Raw genomic sequence first — 22,848 nt, forward strand, 5'->3', positions numbered from 1 at the left:
CGTCAAAAAACTGTAGCTCAGTATGTTTTTTGTAACGTTTATAATCAAGGGCAATTACCAACAAGCAAAGACGTCTAAAAAAGTAAAAAGTAAAACTCTTTCTCAGAAACCTTTACTGAATGTTTTTTTCAGAAAGAGCATCAAAAGAAAGCGCCTGACGAATGCGTATATTTGCCATTTGATGATAGGCCCAATAAAAAAGTAGTGCACCTAAAAGCATCAGGCCCATTCCCGGCAAAGCCGTCAAGCAGGTACAAAAAGCCAGAACGCAGCAACCTAAAATAGAGATTCCGAGCAGAGCAATCAACGCTGGAGCAATTTTTTGCATCCAATCCGTTGCCTGTGATCGACACTGAGAGGTTAGAGTTTTTTCTGACCGTCTCAAAGAAGTTGTAAATAGAGGTGAGGGGAAATTCGAGCAGAGGTCTGGTATTTTCATGCGAAATTTCCTTACTTATCGTAATAGCAAAACTATTTTTATCGCTCCATCGAGCTCCCAAGAAAATCTACTTTCAAGGGAAGCCTGTCCAACAACAAACAGAGTTTTAAGACTCTTGCTCTTAGCAACAACGAGAACGTCCGTCCATTTTACCAAACTGAGCCGCTAAACCGCAACTCTCAAAACACCCTCACAAACCAAAAAAAATTTTTTTCTTACTCATCTTAAAAAATTTCTCTAGAGAATAGAAATTCTCTACTTAGAGGAGACTTGATAATAATCATCGTCTATGAGTACCATCCCTGCTCTGAGTTTTAAGAACGTTTTGCCAAAGGCTCCGCCTCATCCCTTCCTGCCCTGTGGGAATCGTCTCTTAGAAACAGAGGTTATGAATCCCTTCACAATTCGCAGAGGAATAGCAAAATCTCCAGCCATTACAGAATGTCAGACTGCGCATGTCTCTAGCTTTAGAACAGACGAATCTAATTCAAAAAAAAATTACACAGGAAACTCCTATTCCTAAGCATATCGCCATCATTATGGACGGGAATCGTCGATGGCAAAAAAAACACACGTGTTTTTGTCAAAAACATGCGATCTCCGGCCACCGGCGAGGGGCGGATAGCATCCCACAAGTTGTGGATACGGCCTTACACTTAGGAGTAGAAGCTCTTACGCTATTTGCTTTTTCTACAGAGAATTTTTCCCGATCGAAAACCGAAGTCGCAGAGTTATTTTCGTTATTCAACTCACAACTGCATAGCAAGCTCTCTTTTTTACATGATCGGGAAATCCGGTTACGCTGTATCGGCGACTTATCCAAACTCCCCCAAGAGTTACAAAATAACATCAAACAAGCCACATCTTCAACCGCCCACTACTCTCAAATGGAACTCATTTTTGCGATTAATTATGGAAGCAAAAATGAATTGGTTCGAACTTTCAAAAAACTATACCAGGATCTTGTGAGTAAAAAAATATCTGTTAATGATATTTCTGAAGAGCTTATCAGCTCCCACTTAGACACATCTGGTCTTCCTGACCCAGATTTGCTAATTCGTACGGGCGGTGAAATGCGTGTCAGTAATTTTCTCTTATGGCAAATAGCTTATACAGAACTTTACGTAACGGATGTGTTGTGGCCTGATTTCACAGCCCAGGACTTGCTAGAAGCAATTAAAACATACCAACAACGATCAAGACGCGGAGGGAAATAAACGCAATGTTCGACTCGGATCATAATTCCATTTTTCAAAGCGACTTTTGCCAACGCTTGGTCGTCCACTCGATTCTACTTGTCTTCCTTATTATTCTTCTTTGCACCTCTTTATATCCTAGCTCTGCCTTCATTGTTGGACTGCTTGCTTCCTCCTGCGCAGCGGTTGGGACATATGAAATCGCTGCCATGGCAAGAATGAAATTTCCTTTTTCTTTTACTCGATATAGCGCTATGGGCTCCGCTATTTTTATCGCTCTAACTTGTCTTACAGCTCGTTGTAAAACGATGCTACCAGACCATGCAGACCTGATTCCCTGGTTTTTCTTATTTTTTTGGACCATTCGTCTTGTATTCAAAAGTCGGCATTATAAACTTGGTCCGATAGGATCCACCAGCCTAGCCTTGTTTTGCATGCTTTATGTATCCGTCCCTATCCGCTTGTTCCTCCACATCCTTTATGGATTCATTCATACTGATACACCTTTCGAAGGGATTTGGTGGGCTATTTTTCTTATCGCCACGACAAAAAGCTCGGACATTTTTGGGTACTTTTTTGGCAAAGCTTTTGGGAAAAAACGCATCGCCCCAGTCATTAGCCCAAATAAGACTGTAGTCGGTTTTGTGGCTGGTTGCATAGGCTCTATTCTAGTTAGTTTGCTTTTCTACTCTCATCTTCCTAAAGCCTTTGCGGATCAGATTGCCATGCCTTGGATTCTTGTTGCCCTAGGCATTACATTAGGAATTAGCGGATTCTTTGGAGATATTATTGAATCCACTTTCAAACGCGATGCACAAATCAAAAATAGTAGTGATTTGGAGTCTGTCGGAGGAGTGTTAGACGTCCTAGACTCCTTGCTTCTTTCCACTCCTATCGTTTATGCTATCCTTCTCATCACTCAAAACGGAACATTTTTAGGATGATTATCACGATAGATGGTCCTTCAGGAACAGGGAAAAGCACGCTAGCAAAAGCTTTGGCAGAGGCTTTGCAGTTCAACTACTGCAATACAGGGGCTATGTACCGGACGCTGGCGTATGCACGTTTACAGCCTGATTGGCAAGAAGTCTCCTTAGAAGATTTTCTTGCATCACCTCCCTTCTCTTTCTCGTTTTCTAAAAACACTCCTTTACAAGCCTTCTATAAAGACCAGCTCCTCACCACTGAGCTCTCCTCTCAAGAAGTTGCTAATTTTGCTTCTAGTCTTTCCAAAAATCCGCAGGTTCGCTCCTATATGCAGACTTTGCAAAAAAAATATGCTACGATAGGGAGCTGTGTTTTTGAAGGGCGTGATATGGGATCTAAAGTGTTCCCCCATGCTGAAATCAAAATTTTTTTAACAGCCAATCCGGAGATTCGCGCAAAGCGACGACTAAAGGACTTGCCCGAAGGCTCTCTGTCTCAAGAAGCATTAGTAGCAGAACTGATAGCGCGTGATCAAGCAGATCAACAAAGAGAACTCGATCCCCTTGTCATTCCTCAAGATGCTCTAGTTATAGACTCTTCTGATTTGACAATAAGCCAAATTCTGGAGAAAATCTTACCTTTGGTACATTCCCGCTTAATATGATTTTTACTATTGCAAAGAGCCTTGTCCGCTTATTATTCCCTCTGTTTTACAGAAGAAAAATTTTTAGGTCAAAAGCTAGCGCTGCCGTGACGGGAGCGGCTATTATTGCTGCAAATCATGTTTCATTTTTAGACCCTATAGTGATTCCTCTTGCTTTCCCAGGCAAAATTTATCACTTGGCTAAGTCTGGTTTATTTGCAAATCCTTTTGCTCGATGGCTTTTTCGTGCACTAGGCTGCTATCCAATCAGCAGGGAGGCTGGGAATTCTGCCGCTTTTAAGGCCGCGCTCAACATCTTTTCTAAAGGAGAAAAGCTCATTATTTACCCGGAAGGGACCCGACACTCTGATGGAAAAATTCACCGAGGGAAAGTAGGTGTAGGTATGCTAGCTCTGAAAGGGAATGTTTCTGTAATTCCTGTGTATGTTGCTGGAACCTTCGAGGCTTTTGGAAAAAAACACACATTCCCAAGGATTTGGAAAACTTTAACTACCGTGATAGGCAAACCGATCACATTTCAAGACCTCATTGACAACTCCGCTCTCGATAAAAAAGAAGCTTATCAATTAGCAACAGATCGCATCATGGCCAAGATTACAGAACTACAAACTTGGTTCCAGCAAGGATGCATTGGAGAAATCCCTTAGTTTATAGATTTTATGACAACATTGCTCTCTTTTCTGACTTCGCTATGTTCTTCGGCGATTCATACAGCTTTTCCAGAATTGGAAGAACTCCCCCTCGATATTACCCCTTCTACTAAAGAGCATTTTGGGCATTACCAATGTAATAATGCCATGAAGCTTGCTCCCGTCTTGCGCAAATCTCCTCGCGCAATTGCAGAAGAAATCCTCGCTCACATTCCAACAACTCCTTTTTCCTCCGTAGAAATCGCTGGAGCAGGATTTATAAACTTTACCTTCTCGAAAGAATTTTTAGCAGATCAGCTCCAAATCTTTTCTCAAGAATTAGCGAAAGGGTTTCCTGTCTCCTCACCACAAAAAGTCATCATTGATTTCTCCTCTCCCAATATTGCTAAGGACATGCATGTGGGGCATCTTCGCTCTACAATCATAGGAGATTGTCTAGCTCGTTGTTTCTCTTTTGTAGGCCATGATGTCCTTCGCTTGAATCATATTGGAGATTGGGGAACAGCTTTTGGCATGCTTATCACCTATCTGCAAGATACTGAGCAAGCCAACATCCATCAGTTAGAAGATCTTACAGAATTATATAAGAAAGCCCACGCACGTTTTGCCGAAGACCAAACGTTTAAAAAGCGCTCTCAGCACAATGTCGTAGCCTTACAATCTGGAGATCCTAATGCGCTTGCCTTATGGAAGCAGATTTGTGATGTTTCAGAAAAATCCTTTCAAACGATTTATTCTATCTTAGATGTCGAACTTCATACTCGAGGGGAGTCTTTTTATAACCCCTTTTTGGCTGATGTGGTTTCAGATCTAGAATCCAAAAACCTCGTTACTCTTTCTGATGGGGCAAAATGTGTCTTCCATGAAGGATTCTCCATCCCTTTGATAATTCAAAAAAGCGATGGAGGATACAATTATGCAACGACGGATGTGGCTGCTATGCGTTATCGCATGCAGCAAGACCACGCCGATAGAATCCTTATCGTCACAGACTCTGGACAATCCCTCCACTTCCAATTGCTAGAAGCTACCTGTCTGGCAGCAGGCTATCTTCCCCGCCAGGGAATCTTTTCCCACGTGGGATTTGGTGTCGTTTTAGATACTCAAGGAAGAAAATTCAAAACCCGCTCGGGAGAAAATATCAAACTCAAAGAACTGCTCGATACTGCTGTTGAAAAAGCTAAAGAATCTTTAAGAGCACATCGCCCCGAAATTTCCGAGGAGGAGCTGGCCTATCAAGGGCCAATCCTTGGCATCAATGCCATTAAATATGCGGACCTTTCTTCTCATAGAATCAACGATTATGTGTTTTCTTTTGAGAAAATGCTACGCTTCGAAGGAAACACCGCGATGTCCCTTCTATATGCTTACGTACGGATTCAGGGCATTAAACGTAGAATGAAGCTAGCCTCTCTCCCTGAACAGGGAGCTCTATCCATTCATGAGCCAGCGGAGGAAGGGTTAGCACTTACCTTACTACGCTTCCCAGAAATTTTAGATCTAACTCTACGAGAACTCTGTCCTCATTTTCTCTCGGACTATCTCTACACGCTGACAAACAAATTTAATGCGTTTTTCCGCGATTGTCACATCGAAGGATCTGATTATCAACAAGAGCGTCTTTATCTTTGCGGATTGACCGAGAGAACGTTATCAACAGGTATGCACCTATTAGGGCTAAAAACTTTAGACCACCTGTAAAAAGCTTCTAAGGAGAGCTTTTGAAAGCTCTCCTAAACGCACCTCGCTTTTTCTGTCAATATTCTGGCTCCCAGGCTTTCTAGTTTCCCTAACCAGTCAGTGTACCCCCGATCTAACATCTTGGTATTTTCAATCTTAGAAGCTCCCCCCTCGGCGATAAGAGCTGCCATAACATAAGCAAATCCCGCGCGCAGATCAGGAATCACTAAATCTGTTGCTTTCAAGGGAGTGGGACCGTGAATGACCGCACTATGCGGATGATTTCCTGTAGAGTATCGACAGGCCTTTGCGCTTAGACACTCATAGAATAAATCACAGTGAGCCCCCATCTTCGCTAACCCCCGCAAATACCCCAATCGGTTCTCATGCACCGTCTCATGAATAACAGAGCATCCTTCTGCTTGAGAGAGCAGTACTGCAAAAGGCTGCTGCCAGTCCGTAATAAACCCTGGATGCACATCCGTTTCTAAAAGAACACCTCCCTTCAAGGGTTTGTCATAGAAAAATTCAATCCCAGTTTCTTGAACAGAAAATCCTCCACCTATAGATCTTAGAACTTTTAAAAAAGGAATCATATGCTCGTGACGAGCCTGTTCTACAAAAACTCTTCCTTGGGAGACTACAGCAGCCATACCAAAAGAAGCTGCTTCGATTTTATCTGGAATCACAGTGTGTTCGACAGGGGAAAAGTCCCGGCAACCAAAAATTTCGATGGTTTTATCATTATCAGTCGTGATCTCTACACCAGCTTTCTGCAAGAAAGCAATAAGTTCAATAATCTCCACTTCCAGAGAGGCATTCTTAATAAGGGTTCTTCCTTGAGCCCCGACAGATGCTAAAATAAGGTTTTCTGTAGCCCCGACAGAAGGATAGGGCAACGTAATATGCGCTCCAACAAGCCCATCTGGAGCAGCAGCCCAGTACCCTTCTTTACTAACAACAAGCTCTGCTCCTAATTTCTCTAGCCCTTCGAGATGAAAATGTAACGAACGCGGTCCAATGGCATCGCCCCCTAAATTAGGGACAAAGATCCCATAAGGACAACGACGAAGCAAAGCTCCTAATAACAAAATAGGAATGCGATTTACACAGGAAAATTGTGGAGGAACTTTAGACAACAAAATACGTGGAGTAATAATGTCAATCACTTGCGATTGCTGATCCCAATCTATGACAGCCCCCAAAGCCCGACACAACTCCACTGTTTGCCGAACATCTTCAATATTGGGGACGTTCTTCAAAATGGTCCGCTTATCCGAAAGCAAAGATGCCACAAGCAACTTAGTAGCTGCGTTTTTAGCTCCCGACACACGTACAGATCCTTGTAGGACCGTTCCTCCAAAAACCTTGATACCAGGCATTTTAGTTCCTTTGATTGCATTTCTTCACAAACGTTACCTGGTACGCAGTTATTTTTCACGAAAACTTTATTTTTAATAAAACACCATCTTATTAACAAACAAAAGCTTGTTAGAAACACAATAGATTTTAAAAACAATTGTTCTATCAATTAACAAAAGCAATTTTTTAAAATCTAATTAAATTAGACGTTGTTTTTGTTTTTGTTTGTAGTTATGACGACTCCAATAAGCAATACTGGACCCAACATCCCAACAGTTACAGTCTCCACTACCACCGCAGCTTCCGGATCTCTTGGGACTTCCTCTGTATCCACCACATCTACCAATTCTACAGCTGTAGAAACATCAACTAAAACAAGTTCCTTGGCAGAGAGTGCCATTCCGACTAGTGGAGAGCAGATACAAGCCAGTACCGGCTCCAATACCCCTATTACAGCTAGCGTCTCAACAGCGTCTCCATCTCAAACAGCCTCTGCCTCAGCAAACAAAGCAGCAGCATCTGCTGCAAGAAACTTTGGCACTTCTGAATCTTCTGATTCATCTAAAACCAATGCCTCTTCATCCAATCATGTGGAGAGCAACAATACCGAATACGAGAGCGGGTTATCAACGGATGATGACGGATTGTCTAACAGCGCAGATGTATCTCGTTCAACCCCATCTGATACAGCTCAAACAGGAAAAGCCTCTGGTGATGGCGCCGCCGTTAGGCAACTACGATCGTCCACCTATACCACAAGGCCTCGTAATGAGAACGTATTAGAGCCTGGACCGGAAGGGCTTCCGGATATGTCTCTTCCTAGCTATAACCCCACAGACCGGAATTCTTTACTCAGTTTCCTAGCCAATCCTAATGTCAAAGGGAGAATGCTCGAACACTCCGGACATCTGGTATTCATAGATACGAACAGAAGTAGCTTCATTTTTGTTCCGAATGGAAACTGGGATCAGGTTTGTTCCATGAAGGTTCAGAATGGAAAAACTAAAGGAGACCTTGGCTTAAAAGATTTAGAAGATATGTGTGCAAAATTTTGCACAGGGTACGCGAAGTTCTCTTCCGATTGGGGTAATCGTGTAGAGCCTCTAGTTGCCTCTAAAGCAGGTGTAGCCAGTGGAGGTAACCTCCCAGATAAAATTATTATCAACAATAAATTTAGAACCTGTGTTGCTTACGGCCCCTGGAACGCTGCAGAATCCGGAAACAGCTTCACCCCTTCTGCTTGGAGACGCGGGCATGAAGTAAAATTTGGACCAATCTTTGATGGAGTAGCGCCGTTTAATAAAATCAACTGGGGCTCTTCCTCTGGCCCTGGTGATGACGGCATCTCCTTCTCCAATGAAACTTCGGAACCATTCGCAACCGCTCCCTCATCTCCATCCCCAACCCCAGTTATCAACGTCAATGTTAATGTCGGCGGAACTAATGTTACTGTTGGAGACACAAACGTATCTGGAAGCTCCGGCAGCAGCACACCAACAGCTTCTAAATCTGTGGACATGTCTACGGATACTAGCGATTTAGATACTAGTGATATTGATACAACTGACCAAACAAACTCCTTGAATGCAGACATCGACGATGTATCAGATGCCGACTCGGGTATCGGAGAAGACAGTGTATCAGATACAGAGTCTACAGATGGAGATAACTCCGGAAAAACTACTTCAGCCTCTGGGAAACCTACTTCATCAATAGAGGACGGAGCGAACGGACCAGACATCCTTGCTGCTGTACGTAAACACCTGGATACAGTCTACCCTGGTGAGAATGGCGGTTCCACAGAAGGACCTCTCCCCGCTAACCAAAACTTGGGTAAAGTCATTAGCGACATGGAGAAAACTGGAACAGCTGAAGAGACCGTTATATCTCCAGGAAATGGCTCAGGAACACTTGACTCCTTGAATGCAGACATCGACGATGTATCAGATGCCGACTCGGGTATCGGAGAAGACAGTGTATCAGATACAGAGTCTACGGATGGAGATAACTCCGGAAAAACTACTTCGGCCTCTGGGAAACCTACTTCATCAATAGAGGGCGGAGCGGAAGGACCAGACATCCTTGCTGCTGTACGTAAACACCTGGATAAAGTCTACCCTGGTGAGAATGGCGGTTCCACAGAAGGACCTCTCCCCGCTAACCAAAACTTGGGCAAAGTCATTAGCGACATGGAGAAAACTGGAACAGCTAAAGAGACCGTTGTATCATCCCCTTATCAAGGGACTGGGAAAGCCCCCACAAATATTACTGGAACGAACTCCCCGCTCCCTCCGGTTCCAACCAAACCAACAACTAAAACACCTAGAACAGATAACAAAGCTCCAGCTTCTGGCGTGATGGCTCGTCACAGTCTCCTGCCTACAGGTAAGGCTGGGTCTGGAGGGCTAACTCTGCAAGAGCTACTTCCTCGCGTACGAGCACATCTTGACGAATCTTTCTCTGAGTCTGGAGAGCTTATAAGTAAAGATGGGCCTCAACTTGGAAGTATCGTTGATAACTTCAGAAAGGAGACGGGCTCTGGAGGAATTATAGCTTACGTTGAAAATGTTCCAGGAAACAAAGGAACGGCCTCTCCGTTAACAGGCGGCGATTCCGGGAAAAAAGCTTTTGATGCGGCACGAGAGACTGCGCAAGCTTTAGGAACCGTTGCAGGTAAGTTGAATATGGCCTTACAAGCACAAAAACTAGAAAACCTTACAAAAGATGAGGGCCCCACCACTGTTGGCAAAAACCTTTTTGAGGCGGCAGCAGCAACAACAAAAGCCCTCGGATCTCTTATCGACAACATAGGGTAGAAAGAACCCCTCGAGCAGAGCCCTTTTAGCTCTGCTCGGGGCCAATATAATTACGCCATATTGTGATAGACATCGTCTACATCATCGATATTCTCTAACCACTCAATTAGAGCCAAATTAGACTTCCCGGTCTCTTCATCACAATCTACTAAACGCAAAGGAACATAGATTATCTTCTCTTCAGAACACGTAACTCCTCTAGCCAGCAACCCCTCTTTGACGGAGGCTAAGTCTGTGGGCTCACAAAGAACTAAAAAAAATTCCTCATCGTCACTATCCAGGTCTTGCCCTCCGCAGTCAATCACATGAGTTAATAGAGTGGCCTCGTCAATAGAACTCTTGGGAACATAGCAGGCTCCTGTACGAGCAAAATTATATAAAACACTTCCGGGCTCAACCAAAGTCCCACCACGTTTATTAACAGCTACACGCATATCTGAAGCGGTTCGGTTTTTATTATCGGTCATCGCTTCCACGATAATCCCAACCCCTCCAAATCCATATAACTCGTAAGTCACTTCCTCATAATTTTTCTGATCTGCAGAAGAAGCCTTTTTCAAATTACGCTCGATATTCTCATTAGGAATGTTTTGATCCTTGGCTTTCTGAATAATCATTCGCAAACGAGCATTTGACTTAGGATCTGGGCCTCCCATTTTGACTGCAGAAATGAGCTCTTTAATCGTCCGAGAAAAAATTTTCCCTTTCTTATGATCTGCTCTTTCTTTCCGGTGTTTAGTATTGGCCCACTTACTGTGTCCTGCCATGCTTATTACCTATAATCCTTCTACTATCAGGAGATCCCTGACAAATTATTTTTCAATTCTGCTTTCAAACATGCCATTAAAAAGGCGAATTTTTTCAAACCGAAGTCTTTTGACACAACCATCTTACACAAAAGAAAGTTTCGACTCTATATGGAAAACTTAGAGCCCTCTCTCCATAGTAATTTTCGCTAAGTATCCTAGCTCATCTTTATAAAAAGTCTTCTGTCTTCCTACCTCTATAAATCCAAATCTCTCATAAAGATGGATAGCGGGATTTCCCTCGTACACTTCTAAATACACAAGCTCTAATTTTAACTGCGTCTTCCCTAAGTGAAGCAAGTTGTTCAACAGAGCAGTCCCAATGCCTTTATTACGAAATTTTTCTCCCACAATGATGGATAATAAACTGTGATGAGACACTTTAATATAGGGATTGAGTATGAGAGTAGCGACTCCCGCGACCTCCCCATTATATACAGCTGTCAAGCTGCTGCGACAGCGATAAAAACTTACCCAAAAATTTACGCTATCGCGAATTTCTGCTTCGGTTTTTATAGGGAATCCTCGAAGAATTTTGGGATCATTTAACCAAAGACGCATGTAATGTGCGTCCTCGGGAACTGTATAACGGATCTCTAATAATGGATCATGCATAGTGGTCATGTAATTTCTCCATAATCAGCTAGGTATGCCTTGATAAAAGCATCTAAAAGCTCGCCATCCATCATCGCTTGGATATTGCCTACTTCGTATCCTGTCCTCACATCTTTTACTAAAGTATAAGGTTGAAACACATAATTACGAATCTGGGATCCCCAGCTGATTTCTTTTTTATTTTTTCTATCTATATTTTGTTTCTCTAAACGCTCCTGTAACAGCCTCTGATAAATTTTCGCGCGTAACATATTCATACACGCCTCGCGGTTTTGAATTTGACTGCGTTCATTTTGACACGAAACCACAATCCCTGTAGGAAAGTGGGTGATCCGTACCGCTGAATCTGTTACATTCACATGTTGTCCTCCGGCTCCTGAAGAACGATACGTATCAACACGAATATCTCCGGGACGGATCTCAACTTCTATTTTATCATCAATTTCTGGGAACACTTCTACTGAGGCAAAACTGGTATGCCGTTTTGCGTTACTATCGAAAGGAGAGATCCGCACCAAACGATGCACTCCGCTTTCGGCTTTAGCATAACCATAGGCATACTCACCAATGAGTTTCAAAGTAATGTGCTTAACTCCCGCAACCTCTCCATCTAACCGATCGATGATTTCTATTTTCCATCCGTGGCTGTTTGCCCAGCGCGAATACATACGCAATAACATCTCTACCCAATCACAAGATTCGGTTCCTCCGGCTCCCGCATTGATAGATAGAAAACAAGAATTTCGATCCAACTCACCAGAAAGAAGTCTGAGCGTTTCCCATTCTGCTATTTTCTTTTCACAAAAAACAAATTCTTTTTCTAATTCTTTTTGTATTTCTACGTCTTTAAAAAATTCTTCTTCTTTTAAAAAGAATTGTATGTCGTTAATTTTGTTTTTTAATTCATTATATTCTAATATCTGCTGTTTTAATCGAGCGATTCTCTCAGAAATTTTCCCGGCCCTAGCCACATCATCCCAAAACCCTTCTTGAACAGACTGTTGTTCCAGGGTCTTTAATTCGTTTTCCTTTTCTTCCGGGTCAAAGAGACCTCCGAGTTAAAGCCAACCCCTCAAGCAAAAGCTCTAATCGTTTATCAAAATTCTCATGCATAACCGTTCACCATTCAAAATATCTAACCAAACTCTATTGTAAGGACTCTTTTTCCATTTGTAGTAGCAGGAATTGCTAAAACGTCCTCATGGTAACACGATCCTCTCTTAGGGATCAATTTCTTGCGAGTCCAAGAAGAAGCGGCATAGGGGTCCCCGTTTTCTATCGCTCTCCCTGAAAGCTTTACTATGTTTTTTATTTTGACGATAAACCTTGTTAGAGAATAAAAGTGTTGCGAGGGAAGAGCCAAAAACTTTGCTTGTCACCTTCTTTAACTAGGAGTCACCCATGAGTCAAAATAAGAACTCTGCTTTCATGCAGCCTGTAAATGTATCCGCTGATTTAGCTGCTATTGTTGGTACCGGGCCTATGCCTCGCACAGAGATCATCAAGAAAATTTGGGATTACATTAAAAAGAATAACCTTCAAGATCCTACGAACAAGCGCAACATCAATCCCGATGATAAATTGGCTAAAGTTTTTGGTTCTAAAAACGCTGTAGACATGTTCCAAATGACGAAACTGGTCTCCAAACACATCGTTAAATAAAATAGAAATTGACTCTCGCGTTCCTCGTCCTTAAGATGGGGAACAAATTAGTTCTTTTTATTTGCGTTTGTGGGCTTTACTGCATCTTTAACAGCTATCGTAACAGCACCAGCTTTAGCATGGGTTTGGGCCAACCACTTCGAGCCTAATCTGCTAAAAGTCACCCACTTGAGCTGGAAGCTACCCAAGAAGTTTGCTCATCTTCATGGGCTTCGCCTTGTGCAAATCTCAGATTTGCACTTGACTCAGTCGACGCCCGATGCCTTCTTAAAAAAGATCTCTCGCAAAATTTCTTCTTTATCTCCAGACATTTTAGTATTTACGGGAGACTTTATCTGCCGTGCTAAAGTCGAAACTCCTGACCGACTAAAAAATTTCTTATGCTCCTTAAATGCTCCTTTAGGGTGCTTCGCTTGCCTAGGGAATCATGATTACGCTACCTATGTATCTCGCGATATTCACGGGAAAATCAATACCATTCCGATAACAAGCTGTCGTCCTTTAAAAAGAGCTCTAGTTTCGGTGTATCAAAGCCTGCTCTCCTCGTCTCGCAATGAATTTGCAGACACATTGAACCCCCAAGCTCCTAATCCCCACCTAGTAAAGGCATTGCAAGACACTCCATTTCAGCTATTGCATAATCAAAGTGTCACACTCTCTGACATGGTGAACATCGTTGGATTAGGAGACTTTTTTGCCAAACAATTCGATCCAAAAAAAGCTTTTACTAACTATAATCCTACGTTACCTGGTATTATTCTTTCCCATAATCCCGATACGATTCACCTTCTGAAAGATTATCCAGGCGATGTCGTTTTTTCTGGGCACTCTCACGGTCCTCAAATTTCGCTCCCTTGGCCAAAGTTTGCAAAAGCCATAACAAATAGACTTTCGGGATTGGAAAACCCAGAGCTAACTCGGGGATTGTTCTCTTTCCCTCAAGAAAAAAGGCTCTTATACGTAAACCGAGGACTTGGAGGGTGGAAACGATTACGATTTTTCTCTCCTCCAGAAATTTGTATCATGAGGTGTCTCTATGAACCTTAGTTGTTCCCTTGTATTGTTAGGAGGAGGAAAGGGCGAACGTTTTCAGTCTTTCCAACCCAAGCAATACGCGCATCTCGATGGGGAGCCACTAATTCTTCATGCCTTACACGCTTATCAACGTCTTCCATTTATTCAAGAAATCGTGATTGTTTGTGAAGAACAGTATCAAGAACTGTTTCTTCCCTACCCTGTTAAATTTGCTTCCCCAGGAGCCTTGCGACAAGACTCGGTTTTTTCTGGCTTACAACAAGTCTCGTCCCCCTGGGTGTGTGTGCACGATGGCGTGCGCCCATTTGTCTATGCGGATGAAGTGACCGAAGTTTGCTTTGCGGCACTCAAAACTGGCGCGGCAGCTCTTGCTACACCAGCAACTTACACGATTAAATCTCGAACTCCAGTACGCACTCTAGATAGAGATGCGATAGCGGTAATTCATACCCCTCAATGCATAGATACAGAAATACTCAGAGAAGGACTTCTTCTTGCGAAAATCATGGATTTCACCCTATCGGATGATACAGAAGCTGCTGAGCTGCTCGGCATAGAACCTACGCTAATCTTCAGCAATAGAACTCAAATTAAGGTAACCTATCCCGAAGATCTTCTATTTGCTGAAGCTCTTCTTCAAGCCCACACTCATCAATAAAACTTCTCATGACACGAAAAATCGTTTTAAGAATTGCTTATCAAGGGACCGCATATTCTGGATGGCAGAGACAACCCAATGCGCTTTCTATCCAGGAAGTTTTAGAAACGCTCCTAAAAAAAATTTCTGGGGAGCGGATTTCTGTTATAGCCTCCGGACGTACAGATGCTGGTGTTCACGCTCAAGGACAAATTGCTCATTTTTGTTGTCCTGACCACCCTCATTTTTCCGATCCTGCACAAATCAAAAGAATGCTTAACGCTCTTTTACCCCATGATATTGTCATTCGCGATGTTGTAGCAACCCATCAAGATTTTCATTCTCGATTTTCCGCTATAGCTAAAGAATATCATTACACGCTTTCGCTACTCCCTAAACCACTTCCTCACCATCGACTATTTTGTTTTAGTCCTCACCACACACTCCATGTTGAGCGCATGCGAGAAGCAGCACAATACCTCGTAGGCACCCATGATTTTGCTTCCTTTGCTAATCTAGGAAGAGAGTACTCTTCCACGGTACGAACTCTCTATACCCTCGACTTGTTAGAACAAGAACATCTTGTCACAGTTGTATGCAAAGGAAGTGGTTTTCTTTATAAAATGGTACGCAACATTCTGGGAGCTCTTCTCGATGTTAGCAAAGGGAAATATCCCCCAGAACATCTTCTGGAAATGCTCGAAAAAAAAGATCGTAAAAAAGGGCCTCCTTCCGCCCCTCCTTACGGGCTTTCTTTACATCACGTGTGTTATCCCGCCCCATATCAATGGTTTTGCACACACGAACCTACTAATGATTCTAGCGAGGGGAAGCAATAGCATTCTCTTGCTGGGAATGCCGTCTGAATTTTTTCTATAGAAAAAGCGGCATTCACAGCCACCATAGTTGCTTGCACCCCAGATAATGCTTGAAGTCCTTTCAAACTATCTTCAAATCCGATAACCCGTTCTCCATTCCTTACAAAACGCTGCCAAGCCAATAGATAACTATCCGAAGCCGGCTTAGGACAAGCATAGTTCTCTCGGGTTATCCAGAATTGCATACATTCTAAAATGGGCAATTTTTCTCGAATGCGTAAAGTAGCCTCTTTAGAAGAGTTCGTCACAACACCGAAACGCTTCCCCTTTAATAAAGGCAGTAACATTTCCACGCCAGGCATAAGCTGCACTGGCTCTCTTAATAAAAGACTTTGGTAACAACGGTCTCTATCCCCAAAATAGCGAGGGAAAAAAGCGCGTGTCTGAGGGAAAAGCTCTATAAAAGCTTTTTGAAACCTCTCTCTTCCAAGCATAGCTAAAGAATAATATTGGCTAAAAGATAACGTAATGGGGACTCGATAGTTCTGCCAAGTCTCTAAACATGCTTGATAAAATAAAGGTTCTGTGTCGATTAATAACCCATCTAAATCGAAAAAATACACATCATAAGCATCTATATGCATAACTTCTTCTTCCCCATCCAAAACGAAAGTGCTAAATCTTGTACTTTTTCTTTCATGAAGATATAAACCTTTTTCTATTCAGCGCAAAAATCTTATGCACCCCGCCCACCTTCTCTTATTATGCCTTCTGAGCCTTTTATCGGGATGCTCATCCCCAACCTCTCCTTCTCACATAGAAGCTGCTCGCGTCACGACACAAAGTTCTGGCCAGCTCATCCTATATCCCTCCATAGAGTCTCGCCCCGCTCCCATATACAACTGGCCTACCCCAAAATCTCCCGTTATTACAAACTACTCCTTTCATTGCCATGGAGCCTCTGGATCATTATCTACAGAAGAGTCTCTGATTTTTGACTGCGATGGAATCAAACATTTAGCCAAACCTTTTTTCGTTCACCCCCTTCTTCTTACCATTGCTCAACTTATTCACCATCATTTCCCCATCACCGTTGAAGAAGGGTATTGTTGTCCTATGCACTACCAGTTTCTCCAAGTTTCTGGGGTTCCCTTATCAGAACAACACTGTAAAGGCTTAGCAGCAATCGTTGCTACACAACAGTCTATCTCTCCCCAGATGCTAGCCCCTATTCTAACAAAACTATACAAAGGCCCCCCGCTTCCCTCCAAAACAATAACCCTTTCTCAGACAAGCATCCAAAATGAAGATTTTAAGATCACGTCAACTTTTAGAAAGAATAAACCCATCTTAATCATTGAGATTCAAAATGAATAAATCCTTTTCCCCTTAACAAAAAAAAACTTCTTCCCTATACTTTGCCCCGTAAGAGCGTTTCTTACCAGATAGAGGGAGACCCCCTTTTTCTGTCTTTCTTCAGAATTAGAAGATTGTGCCGGCGTGGCGGAATGGTAGACGCGGTAGACTCAAAATCTACTCTTAGCAGTAAGGTGTTGGTTCGAGTCCAATCGCCGGCATTAATCGTTCTTCATGATTTGTGTTGCTAATAATTCGTAAGAGTCTTTTTTTAAAGGAGAACGCCAACCTGCTCTCCTGTCATGAAAGAATCATCCCTTCTCCCCTTATTAAAAAAAAAGAAAGGTTTTTTCTTATCGATCCTCGATCTCACACAAAATGAAGCCTCTCTTTCTTCAGACGAGCTCACTAAAGTATTACGGCAGAAAAAAACTCTTTTATCTTGTATAGAAAAAGTCGACCAGCAAATCAAAAAATTCCGGGATAGTTTCTCTGTAGCTCTTCCTCAAGAAATTCAGGAAGAACTAGCAGAAATACGCTCCGTCATTCTGCGTATTCTAGAAACGGACAAAAACAACTATTCCATAAGAAAAACCGAACTGGGAACTTATGTCAAAAATCGACACCTGTGATTCTTGCGTTTCCAATAGCGAGCTTTTAGCCATTCGTGCACGCGTAACCCAATCGTACCGAGAGGCTCAAACCATTCTTGCTTCTATTCCTGATGGAATTATTCTACTCTCTGAATGCGGAGAAATTGTAACTTGTAATTCCCAAGCTCGTTCTATTTTAGGAATTCCAGAAGATATTCAGTTAGTCCATCGAATGTTTCATGAGTTCTTTCCGGACACCTTTTTTGGATTCTCGGTTCAAGAAGCTCTAAACAAAGAGATCCCTCCTAAAACGATTCGTTTGACCTTATCCCAAGACCTTTCTCATAAGGAAATCGAAGTATTCGTTAGAAAAAATCTTTCAAATAACTTTCTTTTTCTTCTTATCAGAGACCGGTCAGACTATCGACAGCTCGAGCAAGCAATCGAAAAATATCGTAGCATCTCTGAACTAGGGAAGATCGCTGCCACTCTTGCTCATGAAATACGCAATCCTCTAACAGGAATCTCCGGATTTGCTGCAATTCTTAAAGAAGAACTTTCTTCCGAACGGCATCAACGTATGCTCAATGTCATCATAGAAGGCTCTCGCTCTTTAAATTCGCTCGTTTCTTCTATGCTCGAATATACAAAAATCCAGCCTTTGAATCTTCGCTCTATAGACTTGCAAGATTTTTTCTCCTCGTTAATCCCCGAACTTTCCTTAACCTTTCCTTCCTGTACATTCAAAAGAACCCTCTCATCCCCCTCTTTTCGTTCTATAGATCCAGATCGCTTGCGATGCGTAATATGGAATCTCGTAAAAAATGCTGCAGAAGCTTCGGATGACGAGATTGTTCTCGAGCTGCATGATAAAGGATTTTCCGTCACAAATACAGGAACTCTTCCTCTAAACATTCAAGAGAAACTTTTTTTACCATTCTTTACTACCAAACCTCAAGGAAACGGTCTTGGACTGGCTGAAGCACATAAAATTATGCGTTTACATGGCGGAGACTTGGTTTTTTCGAACCAAGACAATCTGATCGTTTTTACCCTACTATGGACTCCCGCTTAAACGCCTCTAAGACAATCCCTCTCTCTTAAAAAGCTCATGGCAATAGAAAAAATCCTAATTATTGACGACGATCCCCATATCCTAGATCTTCTTTCAGAACTTTTGGGAACTAAAGGATTTGTTGTTTCCTCTGCAACAGGAGTTCAGCGGGCTTATAAACAGATCTCTACGCAAACGTTCGATCTGATCATTTCCGACATGAACATGCCCGACGGATCAGGCTTAGATATTATTAAGTATTCAAAACAACATTGCCCACAAACTCCCATTCTGGTGATTACCGCTTTTGGAACCATTGAAAATGCTGTGGAAGCAATGCATTTTGGAGCCTTTAACTATCTCACTAAACCGTTCTCTCCCCAAGCTCTTTTCACCTTAATAACGAAAGCGGAGGAACTACAATCCCTACAACAAGAAAACCTATTTCTTCGATCACAAGGGTCTTCTCTTTCTCATCCTTTAATAGCAGAAAGCCCTGCGATGAAACAGCTGCTCGATAAGGCTCGAAAAGCAGCTAACAGCTCTGCAAATATTTTCGTACACGGAGAATCTGGTTGCGGGAAAGAGAACCTCTCCTTTTTCATACATAAACACTCTCCCCGCTCTACAAAACCTTATATCAAAATTAACTGTGCAGCCATTCCCGATACCCTCTTAGAATCCGAATTCTTCGGCCATGAAAAAGGAGCCTTCACAGGGGCAACTACAAAAAAAGTGGGTAGATTCGAGTTAGCGCACCAAGGGACTCTCTTATTAGACGAAATCACGGAAATTCCTATTCACCTACAAGCTAAACTCTTACGAGCAATTCAGGAACAAGAATTTGAACACGTGGGGGGAACGAAAACTCTTCCGGTAAATATTCGTTTTTTGGCAACTTCGAATCGCGACCTTCAAGAAGCTATGGCAACTAAAATTCTTCGGCAAGATCTCTACTATCGGCTTAGCGTTATTTCTTTACACATTCCCCCTCTTCGCGAGAGAAAAGAAGACATTTTACCCTTAGCCCATTACTACCTAGAAAAATTTTGTAAACTTAATAACAAACCTTCCAAAACCTTGTCTTTAGAAGCTCAACAAAATTTTTTAGACTATTCATGGCCAGGAAATGTCCGAGAACTTTCTAATGTTCTTGAACGCACCGTCATTTTAGAAAGCGATCCCTTAATTACTCCTTCTATGCTCGCGCTTCTATAATCATTTCCAAGAGTTTTGCTTGTTTTTCAGAAGCGATTCTGGTAATCTGGGCCTCTTCAGTAAGCACCGATAGCTCAACTGGATAGAGTACCTGGCTTCGGACCAGGTGGTTGGAGGTTCGAACCCTCTTCGGTGCGTTTTCTCCCAGATCTCTTTTTAATTTTTACTATTCCGGTATAAGCAACATTTGTAACCACACCTGCTTGCGATTGGAAGTTTTTGATCCTATGAACACCTCTTCCCCAGAGCCTCGTTATCTTTTCGATCCCATCCGCTGCAAACCTGTCCCCTCTTTCCCCGAGGAAAACATACGACAAGCTCTCCTCTCTTTCCTTATCCAAGAGCTCTCCTATCCTCCTCAACAGATCATCGTAGAAAAAGGAATTCGATCCTTCATTCCCACCTCCCGTCCCCCTCTATCTAAAAAAATACGTGGAAGAGCAGATGTTCTGATCGTTTCCCCTTCATCCTATACTCCCTCTGGGCAAGCCTCTTTTTCCTTCGCTCATCCTAAGCCCTTGTTACTCATCGAGTGTAAAGCTCAAACCATTACCTCACGCTCGTTCAATCAATTAATTAGCTACAATTATTTTATTGGAGCCCCTTGTTTATCTTTGATTAGTAAATCTTCTCAATTGACAGGGTTCCTCTCTCCAGCAACAAAAACATTCGCCTTTTGCCAAGGCATTCCTTCATATTCTCAACTTATAAACTTCTATATAGATACGTTTTCATGCAGCTCATCCTCCCCGGAATCGTTCTCTCCCAATCTCCCGCAGAAAAACAACATGTCATAGTGAAAATCTTCTCTCCCTCAGGGCTTCTTTCTGCTTTCGCAAAAAATGGAGCCGCTCTATCTTGCGATTTTCGAGAGTCCTTGCTCCCTATTTCGCTCAGTCTTTTCACTATTCAACATACTCCTCCCAAAATGCGAAAAGTCCTACAGGGAGAGCTCAAAAATTCTTTCACAAAAATTAAAAATTCGTATTCGCTCTTGGAAAGTACGGGAAGAATGATTCGAGCTATTCTTAAAACGCAATGGCACGAAAAACCCTCTCCCCATCTCTTCTCCATTTTTCTGAACTTTCTTCAACGAATCCCCGACACTTCACAGCCTTATTTTTTTTCTTCTATGTTTCTACTTAAACTTTTACAGCATGAAGGAAGTTTAGATTTGTCATACTCCTGTTCTGTGTGTAAAAGCTCCTTAGAAACTTCAACCGTGTATCGTCATGAAGGAGTATTGTTTTGTGAAAAACATGCTCACGAAAAAACCATTTCCTTTAGCCACGAAGAAGAACACCTCTTAAGAATCATCGTACAAGCCAAAAAGTTCCAAGAGCTGATGTGTTTAGCTGAATTCCCTATAGACATCGACGCTAAAATCGATGCCTTGTTTTCCTCTTTTCTTACAGAAGCGCCTTCTCCCTAAATCCACAAAAAGTAATTACGGATTAACGAAGAAAAATGGTCCCTCCGTTACGTGTTGCCACATGAAAAGTAAGCGTGACAGGGGCTTCTCCTACTAAAGAATTTCGAAAAGTTTTTTTCCAGAAACCCCTTCCTTTTTGCACTAACGCTCCCTCTGCAACCACTTTGCTGTTCATGTCAACCTGCGTATAGACTACCACTCCGACATCTTTAGGAAGCAGGATAGTAATTGGTTCTTGCTCATTGCGAATATGAATAGCAGCGTTCTTCTTCCAATCTCCGCGGAAATCCAAATCCATTCTACAAGAGGTGCAAGACAAGTCCACGAAAGAAAGTTCTGGGCACTCCCCTTTTATTTTTGAACGAAGCAACCCAAAAGATCCCTTATAAACAACGCTCTCTAATTTAGGAAAACTCCCTGTCACATCAAACTGTACACGTTTTTTTCTTTCCGCATGGATCTCCATAGTCTCCATATCTGGATACCGACCAGAAAATACAAACCGATCCATATAAAACTGCTCTTCTTCCGCAAGAAAATGAGCGCCAAAAGCAGGCAGACTGAACACTCCACAAATCGTTAATAAACAAACTAATATATGCACAACAATACGCCTCTCTTCTGCACTATGAAAGAAACATGGATCTACGCGTCCACAATCACTTATGCAAGCCAAAACCTATTGTCAGCATACTAGAAAGACAAAAAGATTATCAAAATGAAAAACTGTAAGAGATAACAGTAAGAAGAAAGCTTTGCGAAAGAGGGGACTCGAACCCCTAAGGAAAGCTCCACTACCACCTCAAGATAGCGCGTATACCAATTCCGCCACTTCCGCAAAAAAGAAGACCAAGCAAAGAACAGCTTACTCCGATTTCTCTCTTTACTACAAGAAAAAACCTTCCTATCGAGATTTTTCTTATCTTTTATAAAGAAAAATCTTCGTCTTCCCAAAAACTACCAGCTCTTCTACCATACTCTGTTTAGAGGCTGTATACATGAAGATGGTTCCTCAGAGCCTCATCCCCTTGTTGTAAAGAAACTCTTGAATGTGAAACACTCTCTCTTAACGATATAGATAGAAATTTCTCCATGCGCTGTTCCGCTTATTGCTCGGCTTCGGCCTATCATTTACATATTCTCTTTCACATCCTCAAAGCCAACTATCCTTCGGTCTTATCCCGAGAATATGTGCTTATTTCCTCTGAAGAACTCGATGAGAGTGACAAGGCTGCTGTTTTTTTCCCTTTTGGCGTTTGTGTATTCTGGGGATGGGAAGAAGCTGAAGAACTTCAGGTAATCCGGGCAATCACTTCGGCAGCAGTAGATCCTCTTCCTAACCCAGAATTTGATAGCTACGACTTCCACTATGGAGAAAAGCTTCAGATCCGACGAGACAGACTTGTCCTAACAAATTCTAACTTAAATACGAAACTTGCTATTTCCTTCGGGTTAGCACAATCCATCAAACTCACTGTTTTTGAAGAAACGATTTACAAAACAGTCGAGAATTCAAAGTCCTTACCTCAAGAACTCGCTTCCAAAGGGAAAATTTCTCTGTCTCGCAAAACAATCGCAAAAAAGATCGGAGAACTGTTTCTAGATAAAGCTTCTGTTAACCTACACTCTGATATTCTCGATGAACCCGACTTTTTCTGGGAACATCCGGAAACTCAGCCTTTCTACATCGATGTTTTAACTTGCTTGGATGTAAATGCCCGCGTGAATGTGCTGAATCACAGACTCGCAATCCTTGGAGATGTTCTTGAAATTTTAAATGATCAGTTGAATCATCAACACTCCTCGGCTCTAGAATGGACTGTGATCTGGTTAATTGCTTTGGAAGTGTTGGTCACACTACTTAAAGACGTATTCAACATCATCTAAA

At 42.3% G+C, this 22,848-nt stretch carries 24 protein-coding genes and 3 tRNA genes; 19 read left to right on the forward strand and 8 right to left on the reverse strand.

Annotated features, from left to right (window positions below; all coding sequences use genetic code 11):
• Positions 1–112: 112 nt before the first annotated feature.
• The gene (locus tag B6E89_RS02455; RefSeq protein ID WP_080123837.1) at positions 113–439 is read right to left on the reverse strand and encodes a hypothetical protein; all 327 of its coding nucleotides are present in this window, start codon (positions 437–439) and stop codon (positions 113–115) included.
• 455 nt (positions 440–894) lie between these two features.
• On the opposite strand from B6E89_RS02455, the gene B6E89_RS02460 reads away from it, so the two are divergent.
• Genes B6E89_RS02460 through argS form a run of 5 tightly spaced genes read left to right on the forward strand, consistent with a single transcriptional unit; the run spans position 895 to position 5,577 of the window.
• Complete coding sequence (locus tag B6E89_RS02460; RefSeq protein ID WP_080124418.1) at positions 895–1,656, forward strand: isoprenyl transferase; 762 nt, start codon at positions 895–897, stop codon at positions 1,654–1,656.
• A 5-nt stretch (positions 1,657–1,661) separates the two neighbouring features.
• Positions 1,662–2,579, forward strand: a complete 918-nt coding sequence (locus B6E89_RS02465; RefSeq protein ID WP_035406621.1) for a phosphatidate cytidylyltransferase — start codon at positions 1,662–1,664, stop codon at positions 2,577–2,579.
• Entirely contained in the window at positions 2,576–3,226 is a 651-nt protein-coding gene (gene cmk, locus B6E89_RS02470; RefSeq protein WP_080123080.1) for a (d)CMP kinase, read from the forward strand. Before B6E89_RS02465 ends, cmk begins: the two co-directional genes overlap by 4 nt.
• Positions 3,223–3,873 (forward strand): lysophospholipid acyltransferase family protein, encoded by a 651-nt coding sequence (locus tag B6E89_RS02475; protein WP_080133098.1) that lies wholly within the window; start codon positions 3,223–3,225, stop codon positions 3,871–3,873. The genes cmk and B6E89_RS02475 overlap by 4 nt, the downstream gene beginning before the upstream one ends.
• A gap of 12 nt (positions 3,874–3,885) precedes the next feature.
• Positions 3,886–5,577, forward strand: coding sequence for an arginine--tRNA ligase (argS, locus tag B6E89_RS02480; RefSeq protein WP_080133099.1), 1,692 nt, complete (start codon positions 3,886–3,888; stop codon positions 5,575–5,577).
• A gap of 32 nt (positions 5,578–5,609) precedes the next feature.
• On the opposite strand, the gene murA is transcribed toward argS, so the two are convergent.
• On the reverse strand, positions 5,610–6,938 hold the full coding sequence (murA, locus tag B6E89_RS02485; protein WP_080133100.1) for a UDP-N-acetylglucosamine 1-carboxyvinyltransferase: 1,329 nt from the start codon (positions 6,936–6,938) through the stop codon (positions 5,610–5,612).
• 213 nt (positions 6,939–7,151) lie between these two features.
• On the opposite strand from murA, the gene tarP reads away from it, so the two are divergent.
• Positions 7,152–9,734 (forward strand): type III secretion system actin-recruiting effector Tarp, encoded by a 2,583-nt coding sequence (gene tarP, locus B6E89_RS02490; RefSeq protein WP_080133262.1) that lies wholly within the window; start codon positions 7,152–7,154, stop codon positions 9,732–9,734.
• 50 nt (positions 9,735–9,784) lie between these two features.
• Here tarP and B6E89_RS02495 read toward each other — a convergent pair whose 3' ends face one another.
• The 3 genes from B6E89_RS02495 to prfB form a co-directional block, all read right to left on the reverse strand.
• Positions 9,785–10,501 carry a YebC/PmpR family DNA-binding transcriptional regulator gene (locus B6E89_RS02495; protein WP_035406683.1) on the reverse strand — a complete coding sequence of 239 codons (717 nt, stop codon included), beginning with the start codon at positions 10,499–10,501 and terminating at the stop codon, positions 9,785–9,787.
• A 159-nt stretch (positions 10,502–10,660) separates the two neighbouring features.
• Complete coding sequence (locus B6E89_RS02500) at positions 10,661–11,164, reverse strand: GNAT family N-acetyltransferase (RefSeq protein WP_035406685.1); 504 nt, start codon at positions 11,162–11,164, stop codon at positions 10,661–10,663.
• A protein-coding gene (gene prfB, locus B6E89_RS02505) for a peptide chain release factor 2 (protein ID WP_099156071.1) occupies positions 11,161–12,268 on the reverse strand; the annotation gives its coding sequence in 2 pieces (ribosomal slippage) (positions 11,161–12,205 and positions 12,204–12,268; 1,110 coding nt in all). The genes B6E89_RS02500 and prfB overlap by 4 nt, the downstream gene beginning before the upstream one ends.
• 288 nt (positions 12,269–12,556) lie before the next feature.
• On the opposite strand from prfB, the gene B6E89_RS02510 reads away from it, so the two are divergent.
• The 4 genes from B6E89_RS02510 to truA all read left to right on the forward strand — a co-directional run bounded on the left by B6E89_RS02510 (position 12,557) and on the right by truA (position 15,328).
• A complete protein-coding gene (locus tag B6E89_RS02510; protein ID WP_035406695.1) occupies positions 12,557–12,817 on the forward strand; it encodes an SWIB/MDM2 domain-containing protein in 261 nt (86 codons plus the stop codon).
• Positions 12,818–12,886: 69 nt separating this feature from the next.
• Entirely contained in the window at positions 12,887–13,864 is a 978-nt protein-coding gene (gene lpxG / locus B6E89_RS02515; RefSeq protein ID WP_080133101.1) for a UDP-2,3-diacylglucosamine diphosphatase LpxG, read from the forward strand.
• Positions 13,854–14,510: a 2-C-methyl-D-erythritol 4-phosphate cytidylyltransferase gene (gene ispD, locus B6E89_RS02520; protein WP_035406701.1), complete on the forward strand. Its 657-nt coding sequence runs from the start codon at positions 13,854–13,856 to the stop codon at positions 14,508–14,510. Before lpxG ends, ispD begins: the two co-directional genes overlap by 11 nt.
• An 8-nt stretch (positions 14,511–14,518) precedes the next feature.
• The gene (truA, locus tag B6E89_RS02525; protein ID WP_080133102.1) at positions 14,519–15,328 is read left to right on the forward strand and encodes a tRNA pseudouridine(38-40) synthase TruA; all 810 of its coding nucleotides are present in this window, start codon (positions 14,519–14,521) and stop codon (positions 15,326–15,328) included.
• On the opposite strand, the gene B6E89_RS02530 is transcribed toward truA, so the two are convergent.
• Entirely contained in the window at positions 15,274–15,951 is a 678-nt protein-coding gene (locus tag B6E89_RS02530; protein WP_080133263.1) for an HAD family hydrolase, read from the reverse strand. The two genes, truA and B6E89_RS02530, sit on opposite strands and share 55 nt — an antisense overlap.
• Before the next feature lie 94 nt (positions 15,952–16,045).
• Between B6E89_RS02530 and B6E89_RS02535 the strand changes: the two genes are divergently transcribed.
• The 8 genes from B6E89_RS02535 to recO all read left to right on the forward strand — a co-directional run bounded on the left by B6E89_RS02535 (position 16,046) and on the right by recO (position 20,960).
• Positions 16,046–16,684: a hypothetical protein gene (locus B6E89_RS02535; RefSeq protein ID WP_080133103.1), complete on the forward strand. Its 639-nt coding sequence runs from the start codon at positions 16,046–16,048 to the stop codon at positions 16,682–16,684.
• 117 nt (positions 16,685–16,801) lie between these two features.
• Positions 16,802–16,884 (forward strand) — tRNA-Leu (locus tag B6E89_RS02540).
• Positions 16,885–16,965: 81 nt separating this feature from the next.
• Entirely contained in the window at positions 16,966–17,295 is a 330-nt protein-coding gene (locus tag B6E89_RS02545; RefSeq protein ID WP_080126676.1) for a hypothetical protein, read from the forward strand.
• Positions 17,273–18,331: a two-component system sensor histidine kinase NtrB gene (locus B6E89_RS02550; RefSeq protein ID WP_080129075.1), complete on the forward strand. Its 1,059-nt coding sequence runs from the start codon at positions 17,273–17,275 to the stop codon at positions 18,329–18,331. The genes B6E89_RS02545 and B6E89_RS02550 overlap by 23 nt, the downstream gene beginning before the upstream one ends.
• 36 nt (positions 18,332–18,367) lie before the next feature.
• Positions 18,368–19,528 carry a sigma-54-dependent transcriptional regulator gene (locus B6E89_RS02555; protein ID WP_080121509.1) on the forward strand — a complete coding sequence of 387 codons (1,161 nt, stop codon included), beginning with the start codon at positions 18,368–18,370 and terminating at the stop codon, positions 19,526–19,528.
• A gap of 63 nt (positions 19,529–19,591) precedes the next feature.
• Positions 19,592–19,665: transfer RNA gene (locus tag B6E89_RS02560), tRNA-Arg, on the forward strand.
• Between the two features lie 90 nt (positions 19,666–19,755).
• Positions 19,756–20,325 (forward strand): type I restriction enzyme HsdR N-terminal domain-containing protein, encoded by a 570-nt coding sequence (locus tag B6E89_RS02565; RefSeq protein ID WP_051581866.1) that lies wholly within the window; start codon positions 19,756–19,758, stop codon positions 20,323–20,325.
• The gene (gene recO, locus B6E89_RS02570; protein ID WP_080124426.1) at positions 20,262–20,960 is read left to right on the forward strand and encodes a DNA repair protein RecO; all 699 of its coding nucleotides are present in this window, start codon (positions 20,262–20,264) and stop codon (positions 20,958–20,960) included. The genes B6E89_RS02565 and recO overlap by 64 nt, the downstream gene beginning before the upstream one ends.
• Positions 20,961–20,982: 22 nt before the next feature.
• On the opposite strand, the gene B6E89_RS02575 is transcribed toward recO, so the two are convergent.
• Complete coding sequence (locus tag B6E89_RS02575; RefSeq protein ID WP_080124427.1) at positions 20,983–21,564, reverse strand: hypothetical protein; 582 nt, start codon at positions 21,562–21,564, stop codon at positions 20,983–20,985.
• A 152-nt stretch (positions 21,565–21,716) separates the two neighbouring features.
• Positions 21,717–21,798 (reverse strand) — tRNA-Leu (locus B6E89_RS02580).
• Positions 21,799–22,052: 254 nt separating this feature from the next.
• Here B6E89_RS02580 and B6E89_RS02585 point away from each other — a divergent pair.
• Positions 22,053–22,847, forward strand: a complete 795-nt coding sequence (locus B6E89_RS02585) for an RMD1 family protein (RefSeq protein WP_080123848.1) — start codon at positions 22,053–22,055, stop codon at positions 22,845–22,847.
• The last annotated feature ends 1 nt before the right edge of the window (position 22,848 follow it).

The sequence above is a fragment of the Chlamydia suis genome, assembly GCF_900169085.1.
GTDB classification, from domain to species: domain Bacteria; phylum Chlamydiota; class Chlamydiia; order Chlamydiales; family Chlamydiaceae; genus Chlamydia; species Chlamydia suis.